General features: G+C 40.7%; 8 protein-coding genes. All 8 read left to right on the top strand.

The features are described from left to right. The first annotated feature begins 178 nt into the window (after window positions 1–178). The 8 genes from leuC (at window position 179) to PQ460_RS09410 (ending at window position 13,279) form a co-directional block, all read left to right on the top strand. Window positions 179–1,600: a 3-isopropylmalate dehydratase large subunit gene (gene leuC / locus PQ460_RS09375; RefSeq protein ID WP_273612812.1), complete on the top strand. Its 1,422-nt coding sequence runs from the start codon at window positions 179–181 to the stop codon at window positions 1,598–1,600. Between the two features lie 17 nt (window positions 1,601–1,617). Then, on the top strand, window positions 1,618–2,220 hold the full coding sequence (gene leuD, locus PQ460_RS09380; RefSeq protein WP_273612811.1) for a 3-isopropylmalate dehydratase small subunit: 603 nt from the start codon (window positions 1,618–1,620) through the stop codon (window positions 2,218–2,220). Window positions 2,221–2,489: 269 nt separating this feature from the next. Next, window positions 2,490–3,917, top strand: coding sequence for an N-acetylmuramoyl-L-alanine amidase family protein (locus PQ460_RS09385; protein ID WP_273612810.1), 1,428 nt, complete (start codon window positions 2,490–2,492; stop codon window positions 3,915–3,917). Window positions 3,918–4,238: 321 nt separating this feature from the next. Beyond that, a complete protein-coding gene (gene nth / locus PQ460_RS09390) occupies window positions 4,239–4,952 on the top strand; it encodes an endonuclease III (RefSeq protein WP_273612809.1) in 714 nt (237 codons plus the stop codon). 16 nt (window positions 4,953–4,968) lie between these two features. Continuing rightward, window positions 4,969–5,247, top strand: coding sequence for an NAD/NADP transhydrogenase alpha subunit (locus PQ460_RS09395; RefSeq protein WP_204823577.1), 279 nt, complete (start codon window positions 4,969–4,971; stop codon window positions 5,245–5,247). A 250-nt stretch (window positions 5,248–5,497) separates the two neighbouring features. Continuing rightward, a complete protein-coding gene (locus PQ460_RS09400) occupies window positions 5,498–9,208 on the top strand; it encodes a dynamin family protein (RefSeq protein ID WP_274172445.1) in 3,711 nt (1,236 codons plus the stop codon). Window positions 9,209–9,591: 383 nt separating this feature from the next. Continuing rightward, complete coding sequence (locus PQ460_RS09405) at window positions 9,592–11,424, top strand: ABC transporter ATP-binding protein (protein ID WP_274172446.1); 1,833 nt, start codon at window positions 9,592–9,594, stop codon at window positions 11,422–11,424. Beyond that, window positions 11,417–13,279, top strand: coding sequence for an ABC transporter ATP-binding protein (locus PQ460_RS09410; protein ID WP_274172447.1), 1,863 nt, complete (start codon window positions 11,417–11,419; stop codon window positions 13,277–13,279). The genes PQ460_RS09405 and PQ460_RS09410 overlap by 8 nt, the downstream gene beginning before the upstream one ends. Window positions 13,280–13,475 lie beyond the last annotated feature (196 nt).

Raw genomic sequence — 13,475 nt, forward strand, 5'->3', positions numbered from 1 at the left:
TATAGCCTATAACTTCTATAGTTATTATATCTTGGAACAATATAGCACGTAATGTTATATTAGATTCAATATAAAGCGGTGCTTCATTCTCAGGTCCAAGATTTCATTGCAGCCATCACCATTTGCTGCAAGAGAATGTTCGCTGACTTAGTCCGAATCTTATGATGGGGTGAAAATAATGAGTAAAAAAACATTGTACGAGAAAATTTGGGATAATCACGTTATTTTTCAACAAGAAAATCAACCAAGTATTTTGTATATCGATCTACATCTAGTGCATGAAGTAACGTCTCCGCAAGCTTTTGAAGGATTGCGCTTGAGCAATCGCAAAGTGCGTCGTCCTGAATTAACATTTGCAACGATGGATCATAATGTACCGACAACAGATCGTTTCAACATTAAAGATCCAATCTCCAAGCAACAAATTGATACACTAAGTCAGAACTGTGCGGACTTTGGCGTGAAATTGTTCGATCTGGATACGATTGATCAAGGGGTTGTCCACGTTATGGGTCCAGAATTAGGATTGACTCATCCGGGCAAAACGATTGTATGTGGAGATAGCCATACATCGACTCATGGTGCTTTTGGTGCTCTTGCTTTCGGAATCGGAACAAGTGAAGTAGAACACGTAATGGCAACACAATGTTTGCAACAATCCAAGTCCAAAACGATGGAAATTCGTTTTAATGGGTCACGCAAACCGGGTGTAACAGCTAAAGATATGATTTTGGGCGTTATTGCTAAATACGGTACCGATTTTGCAACAGGTTATGTATTGGAGTATACAGGTGAAGCGATTCGTGATTTGACGATGGAAGAGCGTATGACTGTATGTAATATGTCTATTGAAGGTGGCGCAAGAGCAGGATTAATCGCACCAGACGCAACAACTGTAGAATATCTTCGTGGTCGCCAATATGTGCCTCAAGGTGCAGCATTTGAAGAAGCTGTAGCACGCTGGGAACAGTTAACAACAGATGAAGGTGCAGAGTATGACACTGTACTTGAATTTGATGTCGATGCTTTGATTCCACAGGTAACATGGGGAACAAGCCCGGGTATGGGTACTGATATCACTTCTTCTGTACCGAACCCTGCTGATTTCACCACTGAAAATGAACGTAGAGCTGCTGAAAAAGCACTTGAATATATGGATTTGGCTCCAGGTACACCAATGGCTGAAATTCCAGTCGATTATGTATTTATCGGTTCGTGTACAAATGGACGGATTGAAGATTTGCGCGCAGCGGCGGCTGTAGCTAAAGGATATACTGTGTCAGACCGTTTGACAGCGATTGTTGTTCCAGGTTCTGGACGCGTGAAGATTCAAGCGGAAAAAGAAGGTTTGGATGTAGTATTTAAAGAAGCAGGTTTTGAATGGCGTGAAGCAGGATGCAGTATGTGTCTGGCGATGAACCCTGACGTATTGCAGCCGGGACAACGTTGTGCTTCGACATCGAACCGTAACTTTGAAGGTCGTCAAGGACGTGGTGGACGTACGCATCTTGTGTCTCCAGCAATGGCAGCAGCGGCGGCGATTACAGGGCACTTTACCGATGTACGTGACTGGAATTTCAAATCAGAAGTATTGAACTAGGAGAGGGGTAATTATCCATGGAAGAATTTAAACAATTAAATGGGATCGTAGCTCCTGTAGACCGCGTGAATGTAGATACAGATGCTATTATTCCGAAGCAGTTTTTGAAAAGAATTGAACGTACTGGTTTTGGACAATTTCTATTTTACGAATGGCGCTGGGATGAAGCAGGGAATGTGAATCAAGAATTTGAAATGAATAAACCTCGCTATGAAGGTGCTTCTGTACTTGTTTCTCGTGCCAACTTTGGTTGCGGCTCTTCTCGTGAACATGCGCCATGGGCGATTATGGATTATGGTTTCCGTTGCGTTATCGCACCATCATTTGCTGATATTTTCTACAACAACTGTTTTAAAAACGGTATTTTGCCAATCAAATTATCAGAAGAGCAAGTACAGGATATTTTCCAACGTACTGCCGATCATGAAGGATATCGCTTAAAAGTCGATTTGGAGAACAAACAATTGTCTGATGATTATGGTCTGACGATAGATTTTGATCTTGATGAGCATCGTCGTCAATTTTTGCTTCAAGGTCTGGATGATATCGGCTTGACGTTACAACATGAAGCTGATATTACAGCGTACGAAAAAAACAAAGCTCAACATTTATTCGTATAATTCTTAAAAAAATGCATAACCCTGTCGATAGTACTTATGACAGCAGGTTGTGCATTTTTATTTTGCCAAATCTGCTTTGGATTTTAAGGTTACATTGACGTAACATTTTTAAATTTAAGGAAAGCTCGCGCTCATTCTGTTAAGATTGTAAAAGACTCGCAACTTTTGATAAAGTTAAGCGTCTAATAAATCGTCTGGTTGTATGTGAAAACCGGTAGGAGCCGTACAAGAAGTTCGGTAATAAAAAACGGGAATGGTAGGGGTGAAGAATGAAGAAATTTGCTTTTTTGTTATTTTTGTTTGCGTTTATGTGGTCCTTTCCCCACATCAGTGATGCTGCCACGAACACACGTGTTGTACTAGATGGACAGCAACTTAGTATTCCGGAAGATGTGCAGAATATTGATGGTTCGGTGATGGTACCGATTCGTGTGATTTCTCAGGAATTGGGTTATCAAGTAACCTGGGATCAAGATGCTGGTAAGGTTGCGATTGATGGTGAAGGTAAATCAATCACATTGAATATTGGCAAAAAATCGGCTTTTGTCGACAACCAAACGTACACGCTGAATACAGCACCTGTAGTTCAAAATGGAACAACATTGGTACCGATTCGTCTGGTCAGTGAACAGATGGGGATCAAAGTAAACTGGAATAACAGCGACAAAATTGTCACGTTGGCAACAACAGGCACGAGCACCGGCGGAGGAACGACTTCGGAATCAGGATCAAACGCCGAGAACGGTCTTGCACTGGTGAACGGTATTAGCTTCAGTGAAAGCCGCTTATTGGTTACACTGGACAAAAACGTAGCACCGAAAGTATCCAAAATGGATTCACCGAATCGGATTGTGATTGATCTGCCTAACTCTGATTTTGGTGGAGGATTTGGTCAATCAGCAAGTGCCGGACAAATTCAAACGCTTGCTGTAGAGAACAATGATAAAGTTTCTCAAATTCGTTACTCACAGTACAGCACAGATCCTTCTTCTGTTCGGATCGTTATTGATCTGAACAACAAGCAGAATTACGAAGTCTTTAACGAAGGCAATGGATTGTTGATCGTTGATCTAACACCAGATAACGGCACGACACCTAAGCCTACTGTTCCAACAACGACAGAAGGAACAACGCAAGGCGGATCTTCTGTAGGAAATGATGGCAAAAAAGTTGTCGTTATTGATGCAGGACATGGATATCAAGATCCAGGAGCGATCGGTTCTGTAAGTAGTGAGAAAGCATTGAATCTTGCAGTCGCTTTGAAAGTAGAAGCTATTTTAAAACAAGATCCAAATATTGATGTAGTTCTTACACGTTCAGATGATACATTCCTTGAATTGAAACAACGTGTCAAAGTAGCTGAAAAGCTGAATGCAGACCTATTTGTCTCGATTCACGCGAACAGCAGTAGTTCTTCTGCGGCTTCCGGTACAGAAACATATTACCAACGCAGCAATAGCAAAAAGCTAGCACAGACGATTCACAAGTATTTAGTAGCTGCAACAGGCTTTAAAGATCGTGGTGTACAATATGGTAATTTCCATGTAATCCGCGAAACGACAATGCCAGCAGTATTGTTAGAAGTTGGATTTATCAGTAATAAATCCGAAGAAGCTAAAATGAATGATGCTTCCAGACAACAAGCGGTTGCTGATGGTGTCGTTAAAGGAATCAAAGAATATTTAGGTGTATCCTAAAACAAAATACAGAATTGCCAAAAGATCAGTCCTATAGGATATATTCCATAGATGACTGATCTTTTGTTTTTGGAAAAAAATAAATCAGAGATAACTTTTAACGATTTGTTGACGTAAGTAAAAAATTACTGAAAATTCATGTAAACGATGCGTGCAATTCGTCACAGAACATGTTAAGATACGAATTGTATTGTCATTGAAGATTGGGTACGAGATCTAATGCTAGACGCAGCAATCCCTATCATGCAGGTACAGTGAGACGATACCGTCTGAGTCGCGGAAAATGCCGTGGACAGGCGGTTTTTTGCAGGAGGAATACTAATGAATGCCACTACAGTGAGACATATTTTAGATACCATCGCTGGCATGTTCCCAGATGCGCACTGCGAACTTAATCATAACAATGCGTTTGAACTGACGATTGCTGTACTGCTCTCGGCACAATGCACAGATGCGACAGTCAACAAGGTGACGGCAGATTTATTTCAGAAATATCACACACCACAGGATTATATCTCTGTACCACTCGAAGAATTGGAACAAGATATACGGCGTATTGGATTGTATCGCAACAAAGCGAAGCATATTCAAAATTTATGCCAGATCCTGATTGAAAAATATGGTGGAGAAGTGCCTGGTGAACATGACCTGCTTGTACAGCTTCCAGGAGTTGGACGTAAGACAGCGAATGTGGTCGTATCCAATGCATTTGATGTGCCGGCTTTTGCAGTAGATACTCATGTTGAACGTGTATCCAAAAGGCTAGGACTCGCAAACTGGAAAGACAATGTAACCGAAGTGGAAAACAAGCTGAACAAGCGTGTACCCCGGGATGAATGGACGATTAGTCATCATCGTTTTATTTTTTTCGGACGGTATCATTGCAAAGCTCAAAATCCTGCTTGTCAGGTATGTCCACTATTGGACATTTGTCGTGAAGGCAAAAAAAGAATGAAAACTTCTCTAGTGATCAAAGAGAAAAAGGTCAAACCTAAAATCTCAAAGTCAGTAGAGAAAAACAACACTACAACATAAAAAGAGGTCGAACGTTATGAAATGCATTTCCGTATACACTGATAATTTTGAACAATTTTCTGATATCTTTGAGCAAGTGGTAGCAGAAGAATTGGCTGAAAACGAAGAAAAAGAAGTTGACGGTATTACTGTTAACTATTCTGGCGATGTACCTGATTACTATATCGAGCGTATGGCACAAAAACGCGATGTTGTTGTGATGAAAGACAAAGGTAAAGGAATTACTATTTTGCAACATGGTAAATTGTTCGAAATTCTAGTTCCTGTTGCTGAAAAAGAAGCTAGCGTTATCTAATTCAGTAATACTATAACAGTGCTCAAATAAGGCTTTTTATGAAAGTATCTATACGATCTTCCGATCGGTTATTATAGATGCTATTCGTAAAAAGCCTTTTTTATGATTAAAATACAAGAAGTGGAAAAGTCTGTCGTAGCATATAAGATCGGCTACCTTGTAATCCAATAGTTACAGCAGGTGTATCACAATGGTACAATATCAGCAAAGTAAATTTGAGCAGAGATCATGCATGATGGAGGGCATACTGATGCAAGCGATTACACCAACAACGAAAGATTCGTTCGATCATATACTAGAACAATTAAAATCAACACTGGAACAACAAGGAAATACGGCTGCTGCGAACAAAGCACAAGATTTAATCCAGAAGCATCGTTCCGAAGAATTGGTGCTTGCTTTTTGTGGGCACTTTTCTGCGGGTAAATCTAGCCTGATGAACTGGTTATGTGGTAAACAGGTATTACCGACCAGTCCTATTCCTACAACAGCAAATATTGCCGCGATTCGTGATGGAGAACCGCGTGCTATTGTACATTTAAATAATCAAGAGCCATCATTTGAAATAGGGTTAGATGAATTAGATGAATATTGCAAAAACGGCGGTGAGTACGAATCTGTCGATCTATGGGACGATATTAAGCTTCTAGGCGCTCATGGTGTGTTACTAGATACACCGGGTGTAGATTCGACAGATGCGGCGCACGAAGCGGCTACGTACTCTGCTCTGCATCGTGCTGATGTTGTATTTTATGTGATGGATTACAATCATGTTCAATCGGAAACCAATCTTTCTTTTGCCAAAACACTATCTGAACGAGGCAAACCTTTATATTTGATCGTTAATCAAATTGATAAGCATGATGATCTAGAGTTGCCTTTTGCTGACTACCAGCGCGGTGTAGCTCAGTCTTTTGCAGGACGTGGCATTGAGCCAGCAGGTATTCTGTATGTCTCCAGACAGGAGCCTCTGCACCGTCATGGTAAGCTAGAACGACTGCGGACAGTGATTGGTGAATTGCTTGTAGAGCGTGAACCGTTACGAATGTATAGCCTATCACAAGCGATATGGGAATTAGCAGAAGAACATACCAAATGGTTGCAAGCGCAAATGAACCATGAACAAGAGCAGTCTGATACTGAAGATGAACAGCATGATGATATGACTGTAGAACAACTCAATACTCAATTAGAACAATTTGAACAACAGATCGTTACAGCGCAAAATAAAATTGAAGATTATCGCAAATCATGGAGCTGGGAAATCGGACGTCTGGTCGATCAAGCGAATATTACGCCTGCACCTGTACGCGATCTCGCTCAACTGTATCTAGAAAGTGAACGACCTGGATTTAAAAAAGGATTTTTCGCTTCAAAAGACAAAACAGCGCAAGAGCGTGCGCAACGCAAGTCTACTTTTTTGAACGCTTATCGTGAGCAAGTTGCTGCTAATCTAGATGTTCATGTACGTGGTTTATTGCGTGGATGGAGTCAGGAGCAACAGCTATGGACAGAAGAACAAGAAACGTTGTTAACTTCTTCTTTGCCCCAGATCACAGAACGTGATATTGAAGCAGGTGCAGGCTCAGATGTAGCGATATCAGGTGAATATGTACTGAACTATACGCGTGCCTTACGTGAAAAAACAGTAGCTATTTATCGTCGTGCTGCACTGGATGCAATAGAGCGTTTATTTGAGCAATTACAACCCAAAGTAGAAGCCGAACAGCATACATTACAACAAGAACGTGATCAATTATCTGAACGCTATCAATCTTTGATGCATCAACAGCAGTTAGAACAGCAAAAAGAACAAAGCGATCAAGCAGTACGCAAATTATTGCCTGCACGTGAACAACTTCAAGCACAGTGGCTACCTGCTATTCAAGAAGAATATATAGAAGCTCAATCTGTAGATCAGATCAATACACCACAGACAGTACAGAAAGAAGCAACAGCAGAACAATCGCCAGATGCTTCTATACTCAATAAAAGTGCAAGCAATAATCCAGATGATGCAGCACTACAAGCAAAAGGGAATACAGTATCTTCTCACCGCAAAGAGCGTCTGTTACAAACGGCTGTGCAATTACGTCAAGCGTCCGATATGATTGAACATATTAAAGGATTAAGTCTACCGGCTACCGAATTGCGTCGCCGTGCACATGTTATGGAAAATGGTAAATTCACGCTCGCTTTATTCGGTGCTTTTAGCGCAGGCAAGTCGTCTTTTGCAAATGCTTTGCTAGGAGAAGCGGTTCTTCCTGTTTCCCCGCATCCGATGACAGCTGCTATTACACAGATTATGGCACCTGAAGGTGAGTATAGTCATGGTACAGCACAAGTATTTATGAAAAGCAGAACCGAAATGCAAGAAGATATTAGCGGTGCTTTTCGCTTATTAGGATTGCCTGAGATGACGTTAGAGCAAGATTGGGGTAAACAGATATCTTCGTTATCTCCTGCCCGTATTCATCCATCTGCGCGCGCTCATTATAATTTTGTGATCGCAGCAGCGGCAGGCTGGCAAGAAGCAGAACCTTTGCTTGGACAGGAACTGAAAATAGGGCTGGATCAATTTAGAGGATTTGTATCCGAAGAAACCAAATCTTGTTTTGTCCGCCGTATTGATCTGTATTATCATTGTGAATTGACAGCTCAAGGGATGGTACTGGTAGATACACCGGGAGCCGATTCTGTTAATGCTCGTCATACCGGAGTTACTTTTGAATACATGAAATCAGCAGATGCACTCGTATTTGTTACGTATTATAATCATGCGTTTACTCATGGAGATCGTCAGTTGTTAGAACAATTAGGACGGGTTAAAGGCAGTCTTGCTTTAGACAATATGTTCTTTGTAGTTAATGCTTCTGATCTTGCTTCGTCAGAAGAAGAAAAGAATCAAGTAGTAGAACGTATAGTGCATGAGTTAAATACAACCGGAATTCGTAAGCCTAATATCTATGCGTTGTCTAGTCGTAGAGCGATTCAAGGAAATGATGAAGGATTCCGACAATTCCAACAGCATTTTACAAGCTTTGCCGATGAGACATTAGCAGGGCTGGCTATTCAAGCCGCTTATGACGAAGTGGAGCGGGTGCGCAAAACGGTACTCACATGGGAAGATGCGGCGAAGCGTGGAGAAGCTTATCGTGTAGAACGGATGCAACAATTGGTGCAAGAACGAGCCGCCGCACATGCCGCCGCTATGCGTATGTTCCAGACTGAACCTGATCGACGAATTCAAGAAGAAAGTGGCGAATTGTTATTCCATGTTCGTCAACGGGTACGCTTGAAGGCGCTAGATTGGATGCCTGAAATCTTTAATCCATCTCTGCTTAATAGTGAATCACCTGATCTCAAAGCAGATTTTGCCGCTTGTGGACGAGAGCTATTACGCCGTTTATCAACAGAATTAGAACAAGAAGTGCTAGCAACAACGTTACGTATGGAAAAAGCTTCTGAACGAGTGGTAAGTGAACGATTAGAAGTGTATGGACGTGAAGCAGAAGCGGCAGCCGCAGGTTTGACGTTGTCTAAGCCAGAATTAACGAAATGGCAGACACCCGAATTAGCACAAATGAAAATAGCAGATGTACTGGATTGGAAGTCACTCTGGTCGTTGTTCCGTAATCCTCGCTATTTCTTCGAGCAAGGTGGACGTGAGAAATTCCGCGAAGAAGTATCTGCGCGATTGGATCAGCTGATTGCGACGATGTTGGATGAGCAACGTGAACGGTTGTCACAATATTATATTGTCGGTCTAAATGAAAGATTACAAGAAGCAGCTGACGATATGCAGCGTCAAATTGCAGAATGGGTCGAAGGAACAGAAGCATCGTTACAAACAGACGTTAGCGCAGACCGTTGGTCAGCATTAGCGAGTGATCTGTATGAATTAAGTCATCATGTATCCGCAGAAGATCAAGCAAGAATCAAGCAAGCCTATAATTTGTAAAGTTAGACTATAAAGTCATATCAGAACTAAATAATAAATAAAAAGAGCGCACTGTCAAAAGACATGCGTTCTTTTTTTAACTATATATTATTTCCTTATTATTATGTTTGTGAAAATAAACACAGAATGAAATGCCTAAAATGATAACGCTTTTACCAAATAATTGCATAAACAAGTTTACAAAAATTGACTTCTGTTACGAAATGGTCGTGAACCGTAGTATTTTGTATTATTTCATTAAAATTAACGGTTTATGTCTAAATTATGGCATAAATTTAAGGACATTGACGATAAACGAACATGTATCCGCTTTGCGGGCTTTTGAGGACGGTGGTAAGCTTCATTATGCTAATAATCGACAATAGAATCAAAGGGGGAGACACATGGACGTTCTCAAGCAATTGCATGATTACTATCGCAGTAAAAGGAGTTATTTGTACCTTTCTATTTTATGTCTTGCAACCGCTACCGCGCTCGGACTGGTATATCCAAATTTACTCAGAATTTTGATTGATGATGTGATTAAGCTGAGGCGATTTGATCAGGTTCCGATGCTAGCACTAGCTATTTTTGGTGTCGCTATTTTGAAAGGAATTATGCAATTTTTACATGGTTTTTTTGGAGGACGTCTTGGTAATTATATTGCATATCGACTTCGCAACGCTTGCTACGAAAAACTACAATTTTTATCCTTCCGTTATTATGATACGGCGAAGACAGGCGATTTAATGTCACGTCTGACAGGTGATCTGGAAGCAATCCGTAACTTTATCGGTTTTGGATTTGCTCAGTTATTGAATGTGTTTATGATGGTTATTTTTGGTTCGATCGTCATGTTTTCAATGAACTGGCAACTGACACTGGTTACACTGATATCGATCCCTTTTCTTGTCTTTGTCGCTCTCAAATTTGAATCTCGTATTCACCCTGCTTTTCAAGAAATGAGACTTGCTCTGGGTTCTTTAACAACAGCGGTTCAAGAAAATATTACAGGTGTACGAACTGTCAAATCTTTTGCTCGTGAGCCTCATGAAGTAGATAAATTTGCTGTTCGTAATGAACGCTATCGTACCAATCAGATTCATGCAGCAACTCTATGGAGTCGTTACTTTCCGGTGATGGAATTACTGGCTTCGGTCTGTATAGTGATTTTGCTTGGATTTGGTGGAACATTAGTGATTAACGGTTCGCTTACACTCGGAGAATTGGTCGCTTTCTTTACACTGATCTGGTATATTATCGGGCCCATGTGGGGACTGGGATTTCATATCAATAACTACACACAATCCAAAGCTTCTACCGAACGAATCTTAGAAATATTGTATCAGCGCGTAGATGTCAAAGATAAAGATACAACCAGTCATATGAACATCCATGAAGTGAAAGGTCATGTTACATTTGAACATATGACATTTACTTATGGTAATCAATTGCCTGCTGTTATAGATATTAATTTGGATGCGCCTCCAGGCTCGGTTATTGGCTTATTAGGTGGAACAGGTTCAGGTAAATCAACGATTATTCAGTTACTGATGCGCGCATACAATGTGAGTGAAGGAAGTATCAAATTAGACGGAGTAGATATCCGAGATATTCGAATTGAAGATTTGCGTTCTCAGATTGCTTCGGTATTTCAAGAGACATTCCTATTCTCATCTACGCTTAAAAATAATATCGCTTATGGCATGAACGAAGTAACAATGGAGGATATTATTCGTGTATCCAAGCTTGCCAAAGCACACGATTTTATTATGGAGCTTCCTCAAGGATACGATACGCTTGTAGGAGAACGAGGTATGGGATTATCCGGTGGACAAAAACAGCGGATTGCTATCGCTCGTGCATTACTTAAAAATCCCAAAATTCTTATTCTTGATGATGCAACCAGCGCAGTAGATATGGAGACAGAGCACGAGATCCAATCCGGATTTCAGGAAGTAATGAAAGGCAGAACTACCTTTATTATTGCTCACCGTATTTCTTCTTTACGACATGCCGATGAGATTCTGGTGCTAGAAGAAGGACGGGTAGTACAACGTGGTAAGCATGAACAATTAATCGATGTACCTGGCGCATATCAAGATATTTATCGTGTTCAGTATGCAGATCATATCGAACGGCTTCAAGCAGCAGACGATCTGTATCTCTCTCATGATAAGCATCAAAGAGATGTCCCTAGTGATACACATAGTGAGCAGGTGAGAACATATGAGTAATATTTCAGCCAAAGAATCGTTGAAAGAACAACAAAAGCAATCGTCTTCATCTATAACACGTGTTGAAGATCGATTTGTCTATCAAGATGATGAACTGATTGATAAAGCATTTAACTGGTCACAATTTGCTCGATTATTTGGTTATATTATGCCTTATGCCAAGCAACTATTACCTTTTATTATCTTAATGATGGTGCTAGGTACAGTCACCAAATTAGCTGTTCCTTACATCACAGGGGTAGCGATTGACAAAGCTATTCAACCGGCTACAGGCGCTCCTAGTCTAACCTTACTCTATGGTCTTACCGCATTAGCATTGGGATTATACCTGATTCAATGGGCAGCCAATGCCTACCGGATCAAATATACAAATATTATTGGACAGCGCGTGATCTATGATCTTCGTTCCGATCTGTTCAGTCATATTCAGCGCTTATCGTTTTCCTTTTTTGATAAACGTCCTGCGGGTTCTGTGTTGGTAAGGGTTACGAATGATGTGAACTCTTTGCAAGATTTATTTACCAATGGTGCAGTTAACGTCATGATCGACTGTGTACAATTGCTCGGTATCGTCGTTATTTTGATGTTGATCAATTGGAAATTAGGACTGGCAGTTATGCTAACCGTACCGTTAATGTTCTTCGTATCTACCAAGTTACGCAAAATTATTCGTTTATCATGGCAAGAAGTACGGATGAAAAACTCACGTATCAATTCGCATTTGAACGAATCGATTCAAGGTATTCGTGTTACACAAGCGTATACACAGGAAAAAGAAAATATGAAATACTTTGATAATATGAACGCTTCTAGTAAAAAATCGTGGGACAAAGCATCTGCGCTTAACCAATCGTTCGGGCCGTTGATAGAAATTACTGGTGGACTGGGATCGATGATTTTGTTCTGGTATGGAGCGACTTTGATAGCGAGCGGCGAGATTATGATCGGTACACTGGTTGCTTTTGCCAGCTATGTAGGGAACTTCTGGGATCCGATTAACCGTCTGGGCAACATGTACAATCAATTGCTTGTAGCGATGGCATCGTCTGAACGTATTTTTGAATTTATGGATGAACAGCCTTCAGTCGCTGATAAGCCCGGTGCACAACCGATACCACGTATCAACGGAGATATTGTTTTTGACAAAGTCACTTTTGAATATGTAGCTAATCGTCCTGCACTACGCGAGATTGATCTACATGTTACCGCAGGACAATCTATTGCACTTGTCGGACATACGGGTTCAGGTAAATCGACGATTATTAATCTGATTAGTCGATTCTATGATATTAAAAGCGGTACGATTAAGATCGATGGATATGATATCCGCGATGTGACGCTAGAAAGTCTACGTGGACAGATCAGTATTGTGCTTCAAGACACGTTTATTTTCTCAGGCACGATTAGAGATAATATTCGATTTGGACGACTGGATGCAACCGATGAAGAAGTGGAAAATGCAGCCAGAGCAGTACATGCTCATGCGTATATCGAGAAGCTTCCTAAAGGATATGATACAGAAGTCGAAGAACGTGGAAATGTGCTCTCTATGGGACAACGTCAACTGTTATCATTTGCCCGCGCCTTACTTGCTGATCCAAGAATTTTGATTTTGGATGAAGCGACAGCCAGCATTGATACCGAGACAGAACTACGTATTCAGGAAGCGCTAAAAGTACTGCTTCAAGGACGAACTTCTTTTATCGTAGCTCACCGTCTATCTACGATCCGTCATGCTGATCATATTGTTGTTTTGGATCACGGTCAGATCAAAGAAGAAGGAACACATGCAGAATTGATTCAAAAACAAGGAATTTATAATGGATTAATCGAAGCGCAATTCCGCTTTTTGTGACAATATTCGACTTAAATAAGCTTTGAAAACACGAATTATACGAGAATTGTCAAAAAATTTAGGTAAAGTGACTTGCAATCTTGCTCATTAGGTAAGAGAATAGAAAGTGTCATCACATTGTAAAGTTTAAAAGGAAATTCGTCGGAAATTTTACAATGTGCTAGCAATTGTTGAATGGTAACAGATTCAATACGCA

The organism is Paenibacillus sp. KACC 21273, assembly GCF_028736095.1.
Classification (GTDB): Bacteria; Bacillota; Bacilli; order Paenibacillales; family Paenibacillaceae; genus Saccharibacillus; species Saccharibacillus kyungheensis.